Genomic DNA, 23048 nt, shown 5'->3' with positions numbered 1-23048 from the left:
TTCCCCGTAATAAAACAGTGACAAGGAGATTTATAGATGAAAAGAAATGAACTTAAAAGAATTTTCCGTTAGCAATAGTGACAGTAGCAATGCGTGAAGGACCAGCGAAGGATACTTTGAGTCATCAGCAGGGCGCTGGGGCGGAGAGGAATTCATGCTATTTGTGAAAGGGTATAAACCTTCGGAAGTGAAAGAAGTGGCGGAAAACATAGCATCCCATGTGAAGAATAATCAATCCACGAAAGGAGCTATCACTATCAGTGTTGGAATAACAGCACATCATAAAGGCGAGGATGTCATACAGACAATCACTCGCGTTGATGAACTTATGTATATGTCAAAGAATAATGGTAAAGATCAGGTGACTTCGGACCTGTGAGCCGGAAGCCCGGATCCTTTTTAACCTCATCATCCCTGCTCTATAGGGCTGTATGATATCTTAACATTTATGTCCTGGCTGTAATTGCCGAAGGTCTTGCCAAAGATTGTAAGGCCGCCAACGTGGGCTGCATCCTCGGGAACAGCCATCTTGAATTTGATGCTGCTCTTGCTGGTAAGCTGGAACTGGTCGATTGTGGTATCAGAGATCTGAAGGCCATCGATGAAGGTTCCGCGGTGGTTGATTACAAGCATTTTCAGAAGACCGTACTGATTCCAGTTGGGGAACCACCAATCAGGGGTGAAAATGCCCTTTACATCGCCGAAATCGCCGGGTGAAACCCATGTGCCGAGAAATTCATTGTTTAGATAAAAGTGAATGTCTGAGGGCCATACATTGTTAACTCCGGGGGCCTCGCTTGAGAGCTCAGCGGAGATGCATATCTCGTCAATTTTCTGGTTGAAGGGAATGAAGTTGGGAACCACGTATTCCACGTAACCCTTGGTAAACCAGAGTATATCTGCATCGTAGCGATCGGGATGTGAAAAATAACGGGTGTCATCTACCTCTCCAATGAGTCTTGTGGAGGAGGCGAGACCGCAGGTAGGATAGACCTGGTAGTCAGAGAACTGGCCAACCTTTATGTCTGCAGTATAGATGTTTTCATCCTTAGTCTCATCCTGAATATCTATAAGAATCTTATCAACGTGCACAGAGCATATTTTCTGATTACCGTGGCCGTTTGTCTCGTTGCTGACAGTAATCATGCCGCATTCTTCAAGCTTGCGGATATGGCTTGTAAGAGCGCCGTTAGTGATGTTCAGGCGACTGGCAAGCTCGTTCATGTTCATGCCGTTATCTTCAAGTAATATCTTGATAATCTCAATTCGTACATCAGACCCAAGAGCCTTAAAAAGATCCAGGCCTTCTGACAGGGATTTAATGTGAAGCATGATAACTCCTTTACATAAATGTAAAATATTTAACATTAATATAATAACACATAGGGTCTTTTGCGTCCATTACATAATCATATAATGAACGTTTAAGAATTTGTTTATTAACGAAAGAATAGTCGGTTATGATAAACTTATAGTGGTACATGATGTAGATTCTATGTTTTCTTATCTTAGAGGTATTCTATGGGTTTTAGAAAAAAACCTTTGAAAAGAAGCATATTTCTCTTTATTCTCGGATTCATAACCTTACTATGCCTTGTCCTCAGCGTTATGACATATCGCACCTTTAATACTTCCATTTATGAGTCTTATGACAGGCGTATGACGGATATCCTCAATTATGTGTACAGTAATATTGATGTTGAGGATCTGTCTGTATGTGTGGAAACCAGTGTAGAGTCTGAAAAATTTAAAGAGATGATGACTTTCATGGATTCCATAATGGAAGACTTTGAAATCGATTTTCTTTATATTGTGCGCCCTATTATGGATAGGGATCCTATCACTGTTATGAATATTTTCTCTGCCGATACGGCTGAAGGCAGGGCAACAGATCCCGACGGGTATTATTTGGGTCTCATATTAGATGATGTATATGAGGAAAAGGATATCATCACATACAATGATGCGTTACAGAGGGATACAATCTCATATTTTAAGAACTTTTCCACCTGGGGATATGAATATACAGCCACAATGCCGCTTATAAACAGTAAGGGCGAGCATTATGCTCTTCTTTGTGTTGATATTGGTGTTGAGGACGTGGAGAGAGCAATCCAGACCTACACAATTATTAATATTATTCTGATTGTTACGCTAGGTATTCTTTTCATGATCATATTTATCGTGTGGATGAATCACAATGTTACAGAGCCTATCGGTCAGCTTGAAAAGAGCGTGGTTTCCTTTGCCATGAGGAGTCATGAGCAGAAGAATCCGGAGCTTCTTAGCTATGATGATCCGCATATTCACTCCCATAACGAGGTTGAATCTCTGGCTAACGCAGTTAATCAGATGTCAAATGACATGCAGCTCTATGCGAAGAATATTCTCGATGCCGAGGGTCAGGTTCAGGTAATGAGGACCAAGGTAAGCCACATGGATATAGTGGCCTATCAGGATGCTCTTACCCATGTAAAAAACAAGGCGTGGTATGACAAGATTGAGTCTCGTGTGAATAATGATATAGAAAATGGCACAGCCCGGTTTGGCATAGTTATGGTGGATCTTAACTGTCTGAAGATGATCAATGATACCTACGGTCATGAGCATGGAAACGAGTATATTTTCGGATCCTGCCACCAGATATGTATAATTTTCGATCATTCGCCTGTTTTCAGAGTTGGCGGTGATGAGTTTGTAGTTTTGCTTGAAAATCGTGACTACGACGACAGAGAAAAGCTTATAAAGGCTCTTAAAGACGCTTTTGCCAAATCTGCAGATGATTCGAAGAGAGAGCCGTGGGATCGCTATTCGGCAGCTATCGGTGTTTCAATATTTGATGCTACAACCGATAAGACGATGAATGACGTATTTAAGCGGGCAGATGAGGCTATGTATAAAGACAAGGTAGCTTCGAAAAAGGTAAGGCAGTGATGTCACGATGGATGCAGGCGGCAGCATAAACGCCAACATAACGGACAAGAGTGCCGTAAAGCCCACATGGGAAACGTGTGCGCATGTATGGGATTTGTCACAGATGGCAACACAACTGAATTGAAATGAGTTTTAAGGAGCTTCACGATGCTGAGGTTCCTTTTTTATAGTTTGAAAATGGTTTTTGATATTTTCAAATGAATATATGAGATAAACCAGCTTAAAAAATGTCGGGTTTTACTGAAAAGCACCTATGGAAAGCAGGAGTGGTTTTTATGTACCATTAAGTGATAAGAGTATGATAAGAGGTGCGTGTACCTGTCATGGTGACAGATACCGCAAAATGTATAGGAACTAATTCCGGAAAGGACTGAACATGCTGATTAAAGAGATGAAAATAAATGGGGTAAAAGAGCCCATAGGATACCTTACAGAATACCTTACTGCGACCTTTAAGATCACGGATACTAAATCTCACAAGGCGGATATATGCAGGCTGGAGGTAGCGCAGGACGAGAATTTTGATGATATCATTTTCACAGAAGATAATGCCAGCCCTATAGGGACAGCTATAAATATCGAATTAAAGCCAAGAAGCCGTTATTTCTTCCGCGCCTATGTCAAGGGAGATATGGGAGATGAGGCGACAGGAATGTCCTTTTTTGAGACAGGTAAAATGGAAGATGAATGGGTTGCGGACTGGATAACAGCAGGGAAGGGTGACCTTCATCCCATACTTCGCAAGACCTTCACCACGGAGAAGGATGTAAAACGTGCCAGACTCTATATCTGCGGTGTAGGCCTGTTTGAGGCATACCTAAATGGTGAGAAGGTGGGGGATGAGTATCTTACTCCTTATGTGACCAATTATGAAAAAGGGATTCAGATCATTACTTTTCCTGTAGAAAACTACCTGCAGGGCGGCAGAGAGAATGCCTTGGAAATATATCTGGCAAAGGGATGGTATATGGGAACCTTTGGCCTTGAAGGGACAAAAGAAAACTTCGGGAATCAGATGGCAGCCATCGCTGAGCTTCACATTGAGTATGAAACCGGAAGTGAACTGATAAAAACTGACGGTTCCTGGGAATACAGGGGCTCTGATTTTGAGGATACAGGTATATATGACGGTGAAGTATTAAACAGAACACTATGGGATGGAAAAGAAAACGAATGGAAGAGTGTGTCGGTTATTTCAGAACCTCAGGATGACAAGGGCACCGCTAACCTTGTAAAAAAGAACCTCAGGGACAGACTCTCCATCCCCGTAGTTGTCAGAGAAGAGATAAATGCAAAAGAAGTTATTGCCACACCCGCCGGGGAGAGTGTGGTGGATTTTGGCCAAAATTTTGCAGGATTCGTCGAATTTAAGGCCGATTTCCCCAAGGGCACAAGAATTGTACTTAACTTCGGTGAAATCCTCCAGAAGGGCAATTTCTACAATGATAATTACAGAGAGGCAAAATCTGAATACGTTTATGTCTCCGGGGGAGAGAAGGAGACGGTAAGAGCACATTTCACCTTCTTCGGATTCAGATATATGAAAGTCTCAGGGTGGCCGGGAGAGATTAGCACCAAAGATTTTACCGGAAAAGTATTGTGCTCTGATGTAGAAAGAACCGGGTTTATTGAGACAGGCAATGCAAAGATAAACAGACTCTATGAAAACACTTTGTGGGGCCTGTATTCCAATTTTATAGACATGCCGACCGACTGTCCCCAGAGAAATGAGAGGCTGGGCTGGACAGGCGATGCGCAGGTATTCTCTGCAACCGCAACCTACCACACTGATACCCTTGCTTTTTTCAGAAAGTTCAACAAAGACCTGAGGGATGAACAGGAGCTTATAGACGGTGCAATCCCCAATTATGTGCCTAATATAGGCCATAAGAAGGATGCAGGTCCTATATGGGGAGATGTGGGTACAATTGAACCCTGGAATCTCTACAATGCCTATGGGGATAAGGAATTCTTGAGATCAGCCTATCCGATGATGAAGGACTGGGTTGATTATATAGACAGAGAGGATGCAAAGAGGGGTGAAAGAAAATACATCAATGATTTCTCCTTCACATTCGGTGACTGGCTTGCACTGGACGGGGCTACTGAAACCAGCTTCAAGGGCAGCACAGAGGATGCATATCTAAGTACTGTGTATGATTACAGATCTGCGGTCATAGTGGCTGATGCGGCGAAAATACTGGGGTATGAGCAGGATGAGATGAAATACAGAGCCCATGCCGAAAAAATCCGTGAGGCAATTTTAAATGAGTATTTCACCCCCAACGGACGTCTTGCAATGGATTCACAGACGGGGATTCTTGTGGCACTTAAGTTTGGCATCTGCAAAGACAGGGAGAAGCTCATATCGCAGCTTAAAGCCAGATTTAAAAAGGATATGTACAAGATCAAGGGAGGCTTTGTCGGAGCTACCATGATGTGCACCGTTCTTGGTGAGAATGATATGTCAGACATTGCCTATGATTTTCTCTTTAACGAGAGCTTCCCGGGATGGCTCTACGAGGTGAATCTTGGAGCAACTACCATCTGGGAGAGATGGAACTCTGTCCTTGAGGACGGCACAATATCTCCTACAGGCATGAACTCGCTAAATCATTATTCCTACGGTTCTGTCGAGGAATTCATGTACGCTTATGCTGCGGGAATAAGACCTAAAACCGCGGGATACAGAGAGATAATTATAGATCCGCATCCGGACGTGAGACTAAAGTTCCTTAATGCTTCCTACAACAGTGTCAGAGGAAAGATTGTATGCGAGTGGAAGATTCGTGATGATGGAGATATCAGCCTCCATGTGGAGATCCCCTTCGGAACCCATGCAACTCTTCATCTTCCGGGGAATTCATCCGAACCGGTAAAGGAGCTTGAAAGCGGAGTGTATGATATTACCTACACACCTGACAGAGATTACAGGAAGCCCTTTGGATGGGATTGCAGACTTTCAAGACTTGCAGGTAATGCAGATGCTAAGAACATTCTCAAAAAGTATGTTCCGCCCCTTGCGGGAATGATGCATGACCCTGAGACAGCATGCAATACCTTCAGAGAGCTTTCCCATATGGGATTTTTGCCGATTGACCCTGAGGGACTTAAAAAAGCAGTGGCAGAGCTGGAGGAAGTTACTGCACTGTGAATGACAGATAATAACAATACAGGAAAGAGAGTGAACAAATGAAAAAACAGCTTTTTAACGATAACTGGAAATTCTGGAAGGGCGGGGATGCATTCGCTCTTATCTGGAGCGTGCCGGAGGACGCGCAGGACGTGACACTTCCCCATGATGCCATGATTCATGAGAAGGCTCATAAAGAAAGCCCAAACAGCGGAATGACAGGCTACCGCGACGGGGACTACTACACTTATGTGAAAGAGCTTAATTACTCTCCGGCGGAGACAGGAGAGAATGTTATCCTCCAATTTGAAGGAGTCTATAAGGATGCATTCGTTTTTGTTAACGGGGAATTTGCAGGAAAAGAGCACAGTGGCTACACCACCTTTAACGTGGATATCAGTGATTTTCTGAAGGAAGGAACAAATGAGATCCGGGTTCAGGTCCATAACGGGGATATGCCCAACAGCAGGTGGTATTCGGGCGGCGGAATCTATCGTGACGTATATCTTCTGACTTCTGAAAAACTGTGCATAAAACCTGACGGTGTGAAGATCCGCACAGAAAATGCGGATGAGGATGAGGCAGTCATCAATGTCAGAAGCAGTATCGTAAACGGAAGGTCCTTAAGAGAGAAAATATTTATAACCACAAAAATATACGATCCGGATGGACGTGCAGTAGCATCAGACACTGCTACTATGACATTCATGACCGGTGAAAAGAGAGATGTGAGTCGCAGAATAACCGTGATGAAGCCGAAGCTCTGGAGTGATGAATCTCCGGCTATGTATCGCTACGAAATGACAATTTCTGACCGTCAGGGAAAGGAGATTGACCGCGAAGAAGGCGCATTCGGTATCAGAATCATCTCCCTTGATTCAAAGCGCGGCCTTCGTGTAAACGGCAAAGAGGTGAAGCTCAGAGGAGCATGCATACACCATGACAACGGTATAATCGGCGCTGCGACCTATGAGATGGCTGAGTATCGCCGGGTATATCTTATGAAAAAAGCGGGCTTTAATGCCATCAGAATGTCACACCATCCCATGTCTCCTGCTATGCTTAGAGCCTGCGATGAACTTGGCATCTATGTTATGGATGAGCTCACCGATATGTGGAATCACGGCAAGGGCCAGTACGATTACGGAATGAGCTTTGATGATTCGTGGAGACATGACCTTGAGCTTATGGTAAAAAAGGATTACAACCACCCTTGTGTTATTCTTTACTCCATAGGCAATGAGATACCTGAAATAGGTCTTGAGCACGGCTCGCGCACAGCTTACGAGATAAGCTCTCTTTTCCATGAACTTGATGACACAAGATATACCACAGCAGGAATTAACGGCATTTTTGCAGCAAGCGATCGCATTCCTGAGATTATGTCAGACCTCAAAAAGGATGGAAAAGTTGATGGAAACGTCAATGACTTTATGAGTGTGATGCATGATTTCATGGACGAAATAGTGAAGCACAGGGCCATATCGGAAACACTTGATGCTGCCACTGCATCTTTGGACGTTGCTGGCTACAACTATATGACAGCCAGATATGAGCCGGACGGGAAGGAATATCCCGACAGAGTGATAGTCGGAAGTGAGACCTATCCTCCGGAAATCGCAAGAAACTGGGCAGAAATCAAAAAGTATCATCACGTCATCGGTGATTTTACCTGGACAGGATGGGATTATATAGGAGAAGCCGGAGTCGGAATTCCGGCCTATAAATTCGGAGAGGGCGGCTTTGGAGCCCAGTTCCCCTGCCAGCTGGCATATTGCGGTGATTTTGACATAACAGGCTACAGAAGACCTGCATCCTATTTCAGGGAGGCTGTATTCGGTCTTAGAAAAGATCCCTATATTACGGTTCAGAGCCCTTCTCATTACGGTGAGGAAGTAATAAAAACCGCATGGGTTATAAGTGACAGTATCCCTTCCTGGACTTATCCGGGATTTGAGAATAAACCTGTCATCGTTGAAGTCTATGCTGCAGGAGATGAAGTGGAACTATTAAGAAACGGTGAATCTCTTGGAAGAAAGAAATCAGGCGAGGCCGCAGGCTACATAACAGTTTTCGAGACGGAATATGAACCCGGTGAGCTCACAGCCGTATGCTATGAGAACGGAAAAGAGATTGGCAGAAATACTCTTAAAACAACAAAAGAAGCAGCAAAACTCGCGATAGTAAGAGAAGACGAGAGCTTTTTCGCAGGAGAGACATTAAAGCCCATTTGCGACAATGGAAAGCTGATATACCTGAACGTGCTTCTTGAAGATGAAAGCGGAGAGCTTGTCCAAAATGCAGATGAGGAACTGACAGTTACCTGTGAGGGCGCTGAGGTTCTCGGGTTTGGAAGCGGAGATCACAAACCCTCCCATAACTATGATGAAAAGGTAACGGACTCTTTCCTTGGAAGGGCACAGATAATCCTTCTTGAAGATGAGGCTGACAAAGAGATCAGTGTAAAGGTCTCTTCAAAGTCTGGACTTACAGGTGAGCTCATACTATAAAAATGGGAATCCGGGCTTACTCTTCCCTGAAAGGAATGAGCCTGTCTCCATGGCTGTTACTGTGCCTGTAGCTCTGAGGTGACATATGATATTCACCACGGAAAACCCTTGAAAAATGGTCGGCGGAATTGTAGCCCACACGGTCTGCGATTTCGCTGATTTTCATATTTGTATTTAGCAGGTATTCCTTTGCGTTGGAGAGCCTTAGCTGTTTTATCAGTGTGGTGAAGTTATAGCCCGTATTCTGTCTGATAAGGCTGCTTAAGTGGGGCTCGCTGTAATGAAAGAACTCTGACAGGGACTTCAATGTGAGAGTTCGGTAGTTGTGCTCTATATATCGTAAAACAAGTGAAAAATCCGTCCCAACCTTGTAGTCATGGAACTGAATGGTACTTGAATAATTGCGAAGGAGCTCTGTCATCATCAGATTTATCCAGTTAATGCAGCAGTTGTTGCTGTAATCATCCGTCTTATAGCACTCTATCATTGCATGTCTTATGTAATTCTCTATATTTGTATCCCGCCCGACAAAAAACTGAAGATAGTTCTCCTTTGATTCATCTTGAAGGATGGTCCTGAAGAATTGCGATAAAAGATCCTTTCTTGACATGAGTGAGAAAAAGTTGGTATTGAAGGTACTTTTTCTGAGCATTATGCAGAATACTGTGGAGGAATCATCATCTATCGTTATGTCATGCTCGGAAGATGGCGCAATTATACACATCTCCCCTGCGCCCATCTTGTGAGTCTCGCCGTCGAAGAAAAAGCTGCAGCTGCCTTCTGCAACGTAGTCCAGCTCGAAGTAGTTGTGCATATGGGATGAAGGTCTCGTATACCTGGGATGCCTTATGATGAATACATCGCGATTGGGCGGAATGATCTCATTCTCTGTCACAGTGTATCTGCTGGGAGAAGGGGAGACCACGAGATATAAAGAGTCGATTATTTTGTTGAAATCTGCGGTTGAGGTGGACTCATTCCACACCGGCTTTGGCATCTTTGGCTTTTGATCCGACAGAAGATGGTTAACGGACAGATAATTGATGAGTTCATTAAACTGCATACGCTCCCCCATCTTGTGGTAGCGTTCCGTCATGAACCTCTGATATTCTCCGATACTGATATATTGTTCCATGATCTCCTCCGCCGGATAATTGACCTGTCGCCTGCCGAAGGGGCAGGTTTGTATTTTCTTCTATCAATTGTACTACATAATCTTAAAAAATGTCGGATTGGAGTTCGGTAATGCTGTGTGAATTTTTTTAAAATAGCTCTAATATAAGGACACAGCGCAAACGTTTATACGGAGGGATGCTCTACAGAGAGGGTCCGGGAGAAGAGATAAAGAAAGCTCAGAGCTATTTACAAATTGTAGATACAATATATAGAGCCGTTGAAGAGAGTGAATATTCTGTTCCCGGGAAAAAGAGCAAAACCGGAGAGATTAATAAATTGGAATGGGTATTATCGTTCCAAGGAGTTTAATGTGAAAGTAAAACGAGGACAAGCTATATCAAATATGGGAAGCTTTCGCAAGGCTCTTTCGATGTACACCGTGAGAGCCTTGTTTTTTGTGTCGGGATTTGTGGTTGTCATATGCATGATCACAATCTTTCTTGTAGTTACTGTTATGAATGGATTGTATACCCAGCAGAAAAATAATGCTGAGTCTGCCATAAAGGTGTATGTGTCTGAACTGGACAATTCCATATTGCAGGTCACAAAGCGCATTGCCAAGGAGGCCTCCGAGAACTACGATTTTTCATATCTGAATGATGCTGATGTTGCAAGAGAAAATTATTACAAGATGATGGAAAGTGTTGTCAGTGTCCGGCACAAAATGGATGACATCAGAACGGAAAATGGCCTGGTATCAGGAGTATATATTGATTATCCGGATATTGATATGTTTCTGGTAAGCAATAATGATTCAACAGGAAACAGCATGGTCGTCTTGCAAGAGTATGTCAGGGATACAGAAAAAAGCGATGAGGCGCAGGGAGCCTGGAAATTTGTGGATACAGGCGAAATGAAGCTTCTGGTATATGTAAGACAATTCAGAAATGCTTATTATGGTGCGTGGTTCGACATTGATAACTGCGCAAAAGAGTTCTCTTTTTATGATACCGATATGGCGAATATCAGCGTTTTTTGTGACAAAGAAGGAACAGTAATAGGGCCGACTGACAGGCTTGCTGATAACTTCCCGGATAAGGTCCCTTCGGAAAACAGCTGGAGTAATTCCAAAGGATTTCTCTATGAGGTTGCACGGGTTGAATCTGCTGTTGCCGATTATGAGATTGCTCAGCTGATTCCTCTAAATTCAGTTCTTAGCGGGGTGCCGTCACTCATATGGATATTGGTTATTCTGACTGTCCTGTCTATACTGATGGTCCCGGCCGTTATCTATGTTCTTAACAAGTGGATGGTAAGACCTATCACAGATCTTAACCTGGCGATGGATGAGATAGGCTCGGGAAATGTGGACTACAGAATTAAGGAAAGCGGTGCAATAGGAGAATTCGAGAAGCTAAACCATGAGTTTAACAAGATGATGGATGATGTGCAGCGTCTCCAGCAGGGAGTTTATGAGGAGCGTCTCAAGGAGCAGAATGTTCGCCTGAAATTTTTAAGCCAGCAGATTCAGCCACATTTTATCATGAACACTCTAAATATCCTATACAGCTATGAGCAGGACGAATATCCCCTTATACAGAAGATGCTGATAAATCTTTCAAGATATTTTGCATACATAGTCAATGCCAGCAGGGATGAGGTGCTTCTCAAGGAGGAGATGAAACATATTCAAAACTATTTCGCTATCCAAAAAGTCAGATATCCCGATACTTTTTCCACGATCATAGAGTGGGAAGATGAGGTGGCAAATTGCCTGATTCCGCCGCTTCTTATCCAGAATTTTGCAGAGAATACCATAAAACACTCTATCAGGATAGGAGAGGAGATTCAGATTATCATAATAGCCAGGAGATACGATAAGGACCCGAATAAAGTTCAGGTGCTTATGCTCGATACAGGCAAAGGAATCAATGAGGAGACCCTCGAAGTAATTCACAGATTTCAGGATACAGGGGTCAGGGAATCCCAGCTGGGCGTGGGCATTCAGAACGCCATAGAGAGGCTGAAAATCCTCTACGGCGTAGAGACCAGACTGGAGATAATGAGGGATGAGCCTCACGGAACAAGAATAGAGATAATATTGCCGCTCAAGCTGGCAGAGGATGAGGAAGATGATGAATAGGAAGCTTAATGCGCTGATCGTTGATGATGAAGCGGTTGTATTAAATTCCATGAAAAAAAGGATCATGTGGGATAAATACGGCGTGGAAAATGTATATGAAGCGGGTTCAATGGCGATAGCTAAGGAGATATTCGAGAGGGAACATATAGATTTTATGCTATCTGACGTGGAGATGCCGCAGGGCTCGGGGCTTGAACTGTTCGAATGGGTTAAGCTTCACTACCCTGCAACAGAGTGCATATATGTGACCTGCCACCCGGAATACGACTACATGAGAAAAGCGATGCTGCTCGGAAGTGTCGACTATATATTGAAACCAATAGACTACAGTGAACTTGATGAGATACTGACTAAGCTCGTGGAGAGGCTCCAAAGTGAGAGAGAAAAGGAGGAAATCCCTGGGGATATAGTCATACGTGTTGCAGTGCAGGAATCACAGGAAAATCATAATCAGTCTGTCCATGATGCCAAACGGTTCATATTAGAGCATATTCAGGAGGATATCTGCGTGGATGATATAGCTATGACTGTACATCTAAATGCCAGTTATCTCATGAGGACCTTCAAGAAAGAAACGGGGGTTTCGATTCTTGAGTATATCACGAATGAAAGGATAAAACTGGCGAAGGAGATACTTTTATCCACTGATTATCCGGTCACCAAAGTAGCGGAACTTGTGGGGTACCCAAACTATTCGTATTTTACCAAAATCTTCAAGAAATCCGTTGGAGTTGGACCAAAAGGCTATAGGAATGAAAATGCAAAAAGTCATTTTTGAACATATAACAGGTAAGGATTTTTCTATTTTGAAAAATCCTTACCTGTTATCATTTGAGCAGTAACAAACATCAAAGTTGTAAATGGGAGGTAACAAAAATTATGAAGAAGAAACTTGTCAGTATTCTTACAGCCGGGGCTGTTGCAACAATGACTCTTGCCGGCTGTGGAGGAGCTTCAGATACCGCAACAGGTGAGGAAGAGACAGCATCAGCTGAGACCTCTGAGGGCACTGCAGGTAGTGAAGATAGCACATCTGATGCGGCTATAGATATGAGCGAAGAGCCTTACGAGATTGCGGTTCAGTTCATAGGACTTAATGAGTCTAACAATGATCTGGAGGCAGTTGAGGCTGCTATAAATGAGATTACTCTTGATAAGATAAATGCGACGGTTGACCTTCAGCCTCTTTTTATTGGGGATATGGGGACAACCACTTCCATGGGTATCGCCGGTGGTGAGAAGATGGATATTGTGACTGTCGGCCTGGTATACGCCATGAGTTCAGCAGTGAAGGATGGGGTGCTTCTTGAGCTTGATGATCTTATCGCAGAGAGAGGAAGCGCTATCTCAGAGGTATGTTCAAATGTTGAGGCAGCTCAGAAAATAAACGGCAAAACCTATGCGGTTTCAGGCTACCCTTATCCGGCAGTGTCAGGAGGATTCGTATATAACAAGACTGTTGCCGATAAACTCGGACTCGATATGCATGATGGAATGACAATCGACGATCTGACAGCAGTGGGAGAGACTTTGAAAGAAAATGGCATGTATCTTACAAGCTTTTCCAATTCCGCACAGCTCAATTTCAAATTTATGAATTCTGTAGATGTTTACGGTGCTTCGGGAGACTATGGCGTAGTTATGGATCCTTCCAATGATACTACAGTAGAGAATATATTTGCCACAGATGAATTTAAGCATTACTGCGAGACAGTAAAGACATGGTTTGACAACGGATATCTTCCGGAGGATCAGATGACAGATACAACTTCTGTTCAGCAGCATTTTGCCAATCAGAAAGTGTTTGGAACATCTACTGCATATACACCTGATCAGATAGCTGTATGGACAAACCCTGACTTTGAGACAGGAATAGTATCTATGGATAATCCTATTATCCAGACATCCTTTGTCCAGGAGATGATGCTCGGCATTGCTGCAACATCAGAGAGACCTGACAAATGTATGGATCTTATCAACCTCATCTACTCTGATGCAGATGTTGCCAACCTCTTTAATTACGGTATTGAGGGTACAGATTATGTTGCGGTTGATGGAACAGATAACGTTATCACATATGACGGCACAGCCAATGCAGATCACAGCGGATATTACACATCCTTTATGCACTTTGGTAATCCCACAACAAGACATATTGTGGCTCCTCTTACAGATGAGTATGTGAATGATCTTGAGGCATTCAATGATTCTGCAGTTGTTTCCAAGGCTTTTGGATATGCATTTGACGCAGAGGCTTACAGCACACAGGCAGCCGGAATATCTGCAGTACTTGCAGAGCAGCTTCCTCTGTTAAATGCAGGACAGGTCGAGGATGTGGATGCAGCTATCGAGAAGCTTGTCGCTGATCTTCAGACAGCAGGAATTGATGAGGTAATAGCAGCCAATCAGGAACAGCTTGATGCTTACCTTGCAGGTAATTAAGAGCAGGAGTTTTGAAGGAGCATGAGCATGAAAGGTAATAAAAAATCTCTCGGGAAACAGCTTCTGCACTGGCTTCCGTTTTATCTTATGGGACTTCCCGGATTGACTTATCTTTTTATAAATAACTATATGCCCTTGGCGGGTCTGCAGATAGCTTTCAAGGACTTTAACTACGCTAAGGGCATGTGGGAGAGTCCCTGGAATGGGGTAAAGAATTTTGAGTTTTTGTTTAAGAGCAATGATGCATTCGTTATGATCAGAAATACCCTGCTTTACAATATCCTATGGATTTTCCTTGGGATGGTACTTGGGGTTGGAGCGGCTATTCTCTTAAATGAGGTAAAAAATGCTGCGGCAAAGAAATTCTATCAGACGGTGATTCTTCTCCCTTATCTGATGTCGATGGTTGTAATTGCATACCTTGTATATGCTTACTTATCGCCCACATCAGGCCTTATATCAAAAATGATCGGGAGAATTACAGGAAGCATACCTCAGTTTTATCAGGAGCCAAAATACTGGCCGTTTATCCTGACCTTTGTGAATCAGTGGAGAGGCATAGGCTTTGGAATGATCCTGTATCTGTCGAGCCTGCTGGGAATAGATCCCGCATACTACGAAGCCGCCTCATTGGACGGAGCCTCGAAGTGGCAGCAAATCCGCCTGATAACGATACCGCTCTTAAAGCCGACTATTCTCATGCTCCTGATATTAAATATGGGGCAGATTTTCAGATCCGACTTTGGTCTGTTCTATCAGGTTCCCATGATGCAGAGTGCGCTTATGCCTGCGACACAGACTATTGACACCTATGTGTACAGGGCGCTGCTTAAGCTCAACAACGTGGGTATGTCATCTGCGGCATCATTTATTCAATCAGTTGTAGGCTTTATATTCATCGTCGTTGCCAACAAGATTGTAAGCAGGCTTGATGAAAACAGTTCGGTATTCTAAGAAAGGGGCTATACAGGATATATGAAAACAAAGACACAAAAACGCTGGTCTTTAGCAGCGAATATCATATTGACAATCAGCTCACTTCTGGCAATACTGCCGTTCATACTGTTGGTGATTGCTTCATTTACTGATGAGGAAGTTGCCATGAATGACGGCTTTTCATACCTGCCAGCAAAGCTGTCTATGGCAGCCTTCGGGTATATTGGACAGCAGTGGGCGATGATAGGAAGAGCATATCTGATGACGATTATTGTCACAGCAATTGGAACCGGTGCAAGCGTTGTAATGACAGCAATGCTGGCCTATATGCTCTCTCAGAGGAAACTTCCGGGAAGAAAGATTTTGAATTTCCTTGTAGTATTCACCATGCTGTTTAACGGAGGCCTCGTTCCCACCTATATCATGTACGTGAGAACTTTTCATCTGAAAAACAGCATAGGAGGACTTATAGTGCCAAACCTCATGCTGAGCGGTTTCATGGTAATGCTGGTGAGAAACTATTTTGAAAACAGCATTCCCGAAGAACTCTATGAGGCTTCGAGGATAGATGGGGCAGGTGAGTTTTACAACTTTTTCCATATAGCCCTTCCGCTGTCTGTTCCGATACTTGCCACCAGCGGACTTATGACGGGACTTGCATACTGGAATGACTGGCAGAACGGATTGTACTATCTTGATTCCAAGGGAGCAAAACTCTATACGGTACAGAACATTCTCAACAACATAAATGAGAATATCCAGTTTCTTGCATCCAATGCGACAGGCGGTGTTAACGTAGGAGATCTTCCGACAACTACAGTGAGGATGGCTATTGCACTGGTTGGAATACTTCCTGTGCTGATAATATATCCCTTTTTCCAGAAATACTTTGCAAAAGGTCTTACAATGGGCGCTGTGAAGGGATAATAGGATTTGGGACTATACTTTATGCCCGGGCTACGGCTCGGGCATGATTTGTATATGAAGAAGAGTCATAATGGCTTGATGTGCCGACAGTAGAGGATTAAGATTAATTGAGGAGCAGCGATCATGATAATAGATACAAAATACGGAAAGATACAAGGGCTTGATAAGGAGGGGTATTCCTGCTTCCTGGGAGTACCTTATGCGAAACCACCTGTGGGAGATCTCAGATGGAAGGCACCTGTGGAACCTGAGCACTATAGCGGTGTAAGGAAGGCTACGGCTTTTGGGAACAGATGCATGCAGGAGATTATCGAAGATGATCTTTACACGAAGGAATTCTACAGTAACAATGAGTACAACTGTACCATGTCCGAGGACTGTCTGTACCTGAATATATGGACGCCATTGACAGCAAAAGACGAGCGGGATTTGCCCGGTTCTGCAGAAAATAAGCGCTATCCTGTTGCCTTCTGGATTCATGGCGGGGCGTTTATGGGCGGCTATGCCAGTGAGATGGAGTTTGACGGTGAGGCCTACTGCAAAAGAGGCGTGGTGCTTGTAAGTGTTGAATACAGGTGCAATGTATTTGGATTTTGGGCACATCCCTGGCTGACAGAGGAGAATGAGAAAAAGATATCCGGCAATTACGGGATCCTTGACCAGATAGCAGCACTTAGATGGGTTCATGATAATATTGCAGCTTTTGGAGGTGATGCTGATAACATTACTATTTTTGGACAGAGTGCGGGAGCGATGAGCGTGCAGACACTTCTGTCCAGTGAGCTTGCAAATGGCCTTTATTCGAAAGCCATAATGCAGAGCGGCGGCTCCTATAAATATGGGCTTCACAGGGATATAACCCTGGGGGAACAGGAAAAAATAGGAAGAATGCTGCCAGAGGTACTTGGCGCAGCCGGTCTTGAGGAAATGAGAAGCCTTGATGCAAAGACAATAATCAGAAAGATGGGAGCATTTATTGGCAAGGGAATAGCCTCTTTTGACGGTTTATTCCTTATTCCGACAATTGATGGATATGTACTAAAGGATGGCTACTATAAACTTATGGATGAGGGTAAAATGCCCGACGTGCCATGCCTGATCGGATCAAATGCAGATGATATACTTCAGGATGAAGATAAGAGCGGTATAGCCAAAAAGCAGCCGCTTCATAAAGGAAGTGTAGCTTATAGCTTAAAACTTGAGGAGACGGGAAATCAGCCTGCCTATGTGTACTTTTTTAACAGGAAGCTTCCGGGGGATGATCATGGAGCCTTCCACTCAGCGGAGTTGTGGTATATGTTCGGAACACTTGGCAGATGCTGGAGACCGATGGATAAGCATGACTATGAGCTATCTGATGAGATGATGGATGCCTGGACCACGTTCATGAAACAAGGTCAATTTGGGGATGATGAATGGAAGAGGTGCATAAAGAGCGAACCTTATTACAGGGTATTTGAGTAGAGTTTGGAAGGAGTATAGCAATGAAAAAGTATTTTTGTAACCCGATAAACATCGATTATCACTATCAGTTTATCAAAGACAGTTTTAGAGGTGGAGAACTTCACATCTCAAGAGAGGCAGCTGACCCCACATTTTTATATTGGAAAGGGAAATATTATATTTTTGCTTCAATGAATCTCTCGGTGTGGGTGTCTGAGGATCTTGCGAATTGGAAGAGTGTGAGACTCCCTGATAATCTGCCGCTTGATGATTATGCACCAGATGTGAGGGTGATTGGTGATTATGTTTACTTCAGCGCATCAAAAAGGGGCGAGATCTGTAATTTCTACCGCACCAAGGACATAGAGAACGGACCCTATGAAGAAATCCCGGGTACTTTTGATTTCTGGGATCCCGATCTTTTCTGGGATGATGATGGGAAGGTTTATCTATACTGGGGCTGCTCAAATATGACTCCCATATGGGGCGTAGAGCTGGATCCCGAGACGATGAAGCCTCTTTCGGACAGAGTGGAGCTTGTCCACGGAAGACCCAGGGAGCTTGGCTATGAGAGAGTGGGTGAGGACCACTGTAAGCCTCTGATTGAAGGTGAAGAGCTGGACAGACTTTTTGAGGACTCTATTAAAAACATGGGTCAAGAGATGCTGGCCAATGCTTCAGATACGGACAAGGCATTTTTCAAGAACATGCTCAGTAATAATCCTTTTATCGAAGGTGCCTACATGAACAAGCATGACGGAAAATACTATCTCCAATATGCAGCAACGGGCGCTGAGTACAATGTTTACTGTGACGGTGTATATGTGTCAGATTCACCCCTGGGACCCTTTGAGCTTGCTGAAAATAATCCTTATTCCTATCAGCCGGGCGGCTTCATGCCGGGGGCAGGCCACGGTTCGACAATGGAGGATGCAAACGGTAATTTCTGGCACACCTCAACAAGCCGCATAAGCCTCAATGATAACATGGAGAGAAGATGTGGCATCTGGCGTGCAGGCTTTGACAAGGACGGAGAGCTTTTCTGTAATACAGGTTACAGTGACTGGCCTCAGTACGTGGATGGAGGAAAGCTTGATCCCTGGCAGGAGCCGGAATGGTACCTGCTTAGCCGCGGCGCGAAGATGACAGCATCTTCCTACTGCGTAGGCGAGGGAAGCGGCGCCGGCGAAGGAGATACGAAAGTAGCAGTATGGGACAGCATATCAACCGCACCGGACAATGCTCCTTCAAGAGCTTCAGAGGAAGATGACAGAACCTGGTGGAGAGCTGCCGGGAAGGACGCCGGTGAATGGCTTATGATGGACCTTGGCGATGTGAAGGATGTGCGTGGTATTCAGATCAATTTTGCTGATGACCGCGTTGATGCACAGCCGGAGACAGAGATAACGGGTCAGGGTATGGGCGCAAGACAGATAGACGACAGAACTCATCACACCAGATGGACTTTGGAAGGCTCCTTGGACGGTGAGACCTTTGCTGTTTTGATGGATAAGTCCGATGCGGATACAAACCTTCCTCATGACTTTATAGTTTTGAATGATTGTGAAGGTCAAAAGCTTCGCTATATCAGACTGACTATTCTTGAGACACCGTTTGATCAAAATGCTGCCATATCAGGCCTTCGCGTATTTGGTAAGGGCAATGGAAAAAAGCCCCAGGAAGTGAGCTTTGAAGCGTCGAGACTCGATGACCTTGATATGCGTGTATCTATGCAGGCTCAGGGTGCAGATGGCTACAATATCTGCTGGGGTCATGCTGCTGATAAGCTCTATCACAGCTGCATGTTTTACCCTGCGAAAGGCGCTGACAAGGCTGAGCGCATCATTGGCGCACTCATTTCCGGACAGGATGTATATGTAAGAGTTGATGCATTCAATGAGAACGGCATAACCTGCGGCAAGGTCAGGAAGCTCAAATAATGCGAAGAAGCGACCGAGAAATAACTGACGTTAAAATCTGAATTTAAAGAAAGACTGTGAAGAATGCTTATACAGGATTCTTCGCAGTCTCTTTTGATGTAACGGTATTTTCTTTTGAACCAAAGGTAATGAAGAATAACATCATAAAGATGAGACCAAAACCTATAGCATCATAGCTGTCTGTGATACCTATTCCGCTATAACGATGCGTCGATCTTATAAGGATAAGCGGACACATGAAGAAGCTATGGATATAATAAAAGATGTGTCGGGATCACAGCTTGATCCGGATATAGTAGCTGTTTTTATTACAATACCTAAAGAAGAGTTACAGGCATGTACGCCGGAGACGGTGGATTTTTAGATTATCTTCCATATATCTTGCTTGATGATATGTTAACAAAATGTATAATTCTTGCATAAAACAAGGGCGACAGACGACATTCATGTTTGTATCTAACGATGTTAATGCCTGTGAATTTATGTTATGCTTTATTACAGAATTTATTTGCGGTCAAGATTTTTGACCGCAATATATATTTATAGCGACATGCTAAAAAATGAAAGGTTTAAAAAATATGGTCGAAGAGAAAGGTGAGATTTTAATATACAGTTCAGATGATGGAGTGACCAAAATAGATGTCAGGCTTGAAGATGAGACAGTTTGGCTCACTCAGCAGCAGCTAGCAGAACTGTATCATACAAGTAAATCCAATGTCAGCGAGCACATAACCAATATATTCAAAGAGGGTGAGTTAGATGAGGCGGCAACTGTTCGGAAATTCCGAACAGTTCAAATTGAAGGCGGAAGAAACGTTGAAAGAAACCTACTTCATTATAATCTGGATATGATAATCTCTTTGGGATATCGTATAACTTCAATGACTGCTACCAAATTTCGCCAGTGGGCAACAGCCAGACTAAAGGAATATATGCAAAAAGGGTTCACTATGGATGACGAGCGCTTAAAGAACCTCGGCGGCGGTGGCTATTTCAAAGAGCTTCTTGAACGCATCAGAGATATCCGTGCATCTGAAAAGGTATTTTACAGGCAAGTCCTTGAAATATATGCTACAAGTGTTGATTATGATCCAAAGGCACAAACATCTATAGAGTTCTTCAAAAAAGTCCAAAATAAGATTCACTTTGCTGTACACGGAGAAACTGCTGCTGAAGTCATATATCATAGGGTGGATTCAGAGAAGGAATTCATGGGACTTATGACCTTTAAAGGTGAACAGCCTACTCTTGGAGAAGCGAAAATTGCCAAGAACTACCTAAATGAAAAAGAACTACGTGCTATGGGGCAGATTGTATCTGGATACCTTGATTTTGCAGAAAGACAGGCAGAACGTGAGATACCAATGACTATGGAAGAATGGGCAAGGCATCTGGATAATATGCATTTAACGGAGCTCAGGGAAGGATTCTTTATGTCTTATGGCAGGAAGATGGTGTTCCTATTAAAATTATTTCCGAGAAAAGCGGACTTGCAATTACTTCACTTACAACCATGCTTGAGCGGATGGAAAAAAACGGACTGATAAGCCGCAAAACTGATGAAGCTGATAAGAGAAAAACTCTTCTGTTCCTCACAGATAAAGCCAAAGAACTTAAAGAAGCTTATGACTCCGTATCCAATGAGATGGGGAATATTTATTATCGTGATTTTACGGATAAAGAGATTCTTCAGTTTGAAGAGTATCTTAACCGCATCAGGGTAAACCTTGAGGAAGAGCCTGCTGAGCTGTGAAGACATATCTTGAAAAGAGCGGACTTACTATAGTCAAGTCTGACCTTGTAGATGCTCCAATCAGCAATGAGCTTCCTATCGCCATGGAGTGTGAGTTTATCGAATATCAGAGTGACGAGACAGGAATGGGAGTTATCGGAAAAGTCGTAAAAACCTCTATTGAGGAAGCAAATATGTCTGGAGACAAGGTTAATATAGATTCTCTTGAAGCTATCGCCTTTGATCCTTACACACATGGTTATTATAAGGTGTCCGGAAGAGTCGGAGAGGCTTTTTCAGATGGAAAGAAGCTCTTTTGATGGACAACAATTTACAATAATGAAAAAGCTGAGGGCTCAACCTTCAGCTTTTTCTATTTCTTTAATATATTCAAAGCCGAAAAGTTCAATCTGATCCAAGACCTTCCTGAATTTTTCGCCCATTTCGCTAAGACTATATTCAACTCTGGGAGGAACTTCGGCATATACCTTTCTGGTTATCAGTTTGTCATTTTCCAATTGTCTTAACTGTCTGGTCAGCATAGCTCTGGTGATGTCCGGAATATTCCTTTCAAGTTCGTTAAAACGTTGTGTTCCTGTACTAAGCTGAAAGAGTATAACTATGGCCCACTTACCTTGAAGGACTCTTTGAGTTGTGGCATAAGGACATTGACCGTAAATGCTTTTCATTAAAATTTTCTCCTTGTATTTCCGCAATAGTATCAAAAATGTGACTATGTATTATAAATCTTCGTACTTGTTTGAAATTGCCTAAGGGATAAAATGATGATACAACAAACAAAAACAAATATCAAATACATGGAGGAAAACAAAAATGTCAAATCTCAAAAAAGTAAACGTAACAGAGGCTCCTAGAACAGAACTTCATGATGCTCTTGGTTTAACGGGAGCAGAGATAAGTATCAATCATCTTCCTGCAGGAGCAGGTGTTCCCTTTGTACACTCACATAAAAATAATGAGGAAATCTATCTTATTCTTTCCGGAAAGGGTAAGGCTGTAATTGATGGAGAGGATGTTGAAATCGCTAAAGGTGATGTGGTTAGAATTTCACCTGAAGGAAAGAGACAGTTTCTTGCTGCGGAAGATTCAGAGTTAAGCTATGCATGTATCCAGGTCAAGGCAGGTTCAATTGGTGGATTCACTGCAGAGGATGCAGTGATGTACTGATCCTCAAAAGACACCAGCTTTTTCCATAACCATGCCGAGTCTCGCAGTGACGAGCTGTGTGATTCAGAAGGGTGTCGCAAACTGCATCCAACATATGCGGGAATCCAACTCAGAAATGCCTGCGCAAAAATCATGGGGGTAGAAGATATCGGGGTGATTACTTCTGTTGGAGAGCAAAATTCTATTCTCGAAAGAAGAAAAGAAATGATTGAACATGGTTTTGTGTCTGAAAAGTTAAACGTAGGTGTAATAAAGGAAAAACTTGATGAAATTAGGAAGTTTGGTAGAAGACTATAGCAGATGGAACACGTTATCAGATTCAGGTTTTTCGAGATGAATGATAGAACATAAAATCCGAAGTTATGATATGTGTGCTTGACAAAAATACTCCTATATCGTAGTATAAAACTACGATATAGGAGTATTAAATTATGAAGGCAAATGGTGGATTTCTTGTTACAAAAATAAAACAGCTGGGTGATCGTATATTTGAAAGGATACTGGCAGAAAAAAACATTGATGCATTTAACGGAGCTCAGGGAAGGATTCTTTATGTCTTATGGCAGGAAGATGGTGTTCCTATTAAAATTATTTCCGAGAAAAG

19 protein-coding genes and 2 pseudogenes are annotated in these 23048 nt (G+C 43.2%); 18 read left to right on the top strand and 3 right to left on the bottom strand.

Annotation, left to right across the window (positions count from 1 at the left end; translation table 11 throughout):
- Positions 1-139: 139 nt before the first annotated feature.
- Positions 140-379: pseudogene (locus tag G603_RS0108745) on the top strand (diguanylate cyclase domain-containing protein); the annotation flags it as partial.
- A gap of 29 nt (positions 380-408) precedes the next feature.
- Here G603_RS0108745 and G603_RS0108740 read toward each other — a convergent pair.
- Positions 409-1332 (bottom strand): ArsR/SmtB family transcription factor, encoded by a 924-nt coding sequence (locus G603_RS0108740; protein WP_026669985.1) that lies wholly within the window; start codon positions 1330-1332, stop codon positions 409-411.
- Positions 1333-1521: 189 nt separating this feature from the next.
- On the opposite strand from G603_RS0108740, the gene G603_RS0108735 reads away from it, so the two are divergent.
- The 3 genes from G603_RS0108735 (at position 1522) to G603_RS0108725 (ending at position 8577) form a co-directional block, all read left to right on the top strand.
- Positions 1522-2934: a sensor domain-containing diguanylate cyclase gene (locus G603_RS0108735; RefSeq protein WP_026669984.1), complete on the top strand. Its 1413-nt coding sequence runs from the start codon at positions 1522-1524 to the stop codon at positions 2932-2934.
- Positions 2935-3310: 376 nt separating this feature from the next.
- Positions 3311-6088 (top strand): family 78 glycoside hydrolase catalytic domain, encoded by a 2778-nt coding sequence (locus G603_RS0108730; protein ID WP_026669983.1) that lies wholly within the window; start codon positions 3311-3313, stop codon positions 6086-6088.
- Positions 6089-6126: 38 nt separating this feature from the next.
- On the top strand, positions 6127-8577 hold the full coding sequence (locus tag G603_RS0108725; protein ID WP_026669982.1) for a glycoside hydrolase family 2 TIM barrel-domain containing protein: 2451 nt from the start codon (positions 6127-6129) through the stop codon (positions 8575-8577).
- A 16-nt stretch (positions 8578-8593) separates the two neighbouring features.
- Here G603_RS0108725 and G603_RS0108720 read toward each other — a convergent pair whose 3' ends face one another.
- Positions 8594-9712 carry an AraC family transcriptional regulator gene (locus tag G603_RS0108720; RefSeq protein ID WP_026669981.1) on the bottom strand — a complete coding sequence of 373 codons (1119 nt, stop codon included), beginning with the start codon at positions 9710-9712 and terminating at the stop codon, positions 8594-8596.
- Positions 9713-9888: 176 nt separating this feature from the next.
- On the opposite strand from G603_RS0108720, the gene G603_RS22330 reads away from it, so the two are divergent.
- The 11 genes from G603_RS22330 to G603_RS19765 all read left to right on the top strand — a co-directional run bounded on the left by G603_RS22330 (position 9889) and on the right by G603_RS19765 (position 21576).
- Entirely contained in the window at positions 9889-10062 is a 174-nt protein-coding gene (locus G603_RS22330) for a hypothetical protein (RefSeq protein WP_155832655.1), read from the top strand.
- Between the two features lies 1 nt (position 10063).
- Complete coding sequence (locus G603_RS0108710; protein ID WP_155832654.1) at positions 10064-11836, top strand: sensor histidine kinase; 1773 nt, start codon at positions 10064-10066, stop codon at positions 11834-11836.
- Positions 11826-12614: a response regulator transcription factor gene (locus G603_RS0108705; protein WP_196808057.1), complete on the top strand. Its 789-nt coding sequence runs from the start codon at positions 11826-11828 to the stop codon at positions 12612-12614. Before G603_RS0108710 ends, G603_RS0108705 begins: the two co-directional genes overlap by 11 nt.
- A gap of 101 nt (positions 12615-12715) precedes the next feature.
- A complete protein-coding gene (locus G603_RS0108700) occupies positions 12716-14278 on the top strand; it encodes an ABC transporter substrate-binding protein (RefSeq protein WP_026669978.1) in 1563 nt (520 codons plus the stop codon).
- Positions 14279-14305: 27 nt separating this feature from the next.
- Positions 14306-15232 (top strand): ABC transporter permease, encoded by a 927-nt coding sequence (locus G603_RS0108695; RefSeq protein ID WP_155831433.1) that lies wholly within the window; start codon positions 14306-14308, stop codon positions 15230-15232.
- A gap of 21 nt (positions 15233-15253) precedes the next feature.
- The gene (locus tag G603_RS0108690) at positions 15254-16141 is read left to right on the top strand and encodes a carbohydrate ABC transporter permease (protein WP_026523999.1); all 888 of its coding nucleotides are present in this window, start codon (positions 15254-15256) and stop codon (positions 16139-16141) included.
- Between the two features lie 123 nt (positions 16142-16264).
- Positions 16265-17605 carry a carboxylesterase/lipase family protein gene (locus tag G603_RS0108685; protein ID WP_026669977.1) on the top strand — a complete coding sequence of 447 codons (1341 nt, stop codon included), beginning with the start codon at positions 16265-16267 and terminating at the stop codon, positions 17603-17605.
- A gap of 20 nt (positions 17606-17625) precedes the next feature.
- Entirely contained in the window at positions 17626-19524 is a 1899-nt protein-coding gene (locus G603_RS0108680) for a family 43 glycosylhydrolase (RefSeq protein WP_026669976.1), read from the top strand.
- Positions 19525-20102: 578 nt separating this feature from the next.
- Positions 20103-21068 carry a virulence RhuM family protein gene (locus tag G603_RS21945; protein WP_242834860.1) on the top strand — a complete coding sequence of 322 codons (966 nt, stop codon included), beginning with the start codon at positions 20103-20105 and terminating at the stop codon, positions 21066-21068.
- Positions 20951-21277 carry a MarR family winged helix-turn-helix transcriptional regulator gene (locus G603_RS22595; protein ID WP_334291104.1) on the top strand — a complete coding sequence of 109 codons (327 nt, stop codon included), beginning with the start codon at positions 20951-20953 and terminating at the stop codon, positions 21275-21277. Before G603_RS21945 ends, G603_RS22595 begins: the two co-directional genes overlap by 118 nt.
- Positions 21274-21576 carry a hypothetical protein gene (locus G603_RS19765; protein WP_330367601.1) on the top strand — a complete coding sequence of 101 codons (303 nt, stop codon included), beginning with the start codon at positions 21274-21276 and terminating at the stop codon, positions 21574-21576. Before G603_RS22595 ends, G603_RS19765 begins: the two co-directional genes overlap by 4 nt.
- 36 nt (positions 21577-21612) lie before the next feature.
- On the opposite strand, the gene G603_RS0108660 is transcribed toward G603_RS19765, so the two are convergent.
- Entirely contained in the window at positions 21613-21945 is a 333-nt protein-coding gene (locus G603_RS0108660; protein WP_013282515.1) for a winged helix-turn-helix transcriptional regulator, read from the bottom strand.
- A gap of 145 nt (positions 21946-22090) precedes the next feature.
- Here G603_RS0108660 and G603_RS0108655 point away from each other — a divergent pair, with 145 nt between their 5' ends.
- The 3 genes and pseudogenes from G603_RS0108655 to G603_RS19760 all read left to right on the top strand — a co-directional run.
- Positions 22091-22444, top strand: a complete 354-nt coding sequence (locus tag G603_RS0108655) for a cupin domain-containing protein (protein ID WP_026669975.1) — start codon at positions 22091-22093, stop codon at positions 22442-22444.
- A 132-nt stretch (positions 22445-22576) separates the two neighbouring features.
- Positions 22577-22741: a hypothetical protein gene (locus tag G603_RS22325; protein ID WP_155832653.1), complete on the top strand. Its 165-nt coding sequence runs from the start codon at positions 22577-22579 to the stop codon at positions 22739-22741.
- Positions 22742-22875: 134 nt separating this feature from the next.
- Positions 22876-23048 (top strand): annotated as a pseudogene (locus G603_RS19760) (MarR family transcriptional regulator); the annotation flags it as partial.

The organism is Butyrivibrio sp. AE3006, assembly GCF_000424165.1.
Taxonomy (GTDB): domain Bacteria; phylum Bacillota; class Clostridia; order Lachnospirales; family Lachnospiraceae; genus Butyrivibrio.
Note: the sequence above shows the minus strand (reverse complement) of the source record. Positions and strands in the feature narration are given on the sequence as shown.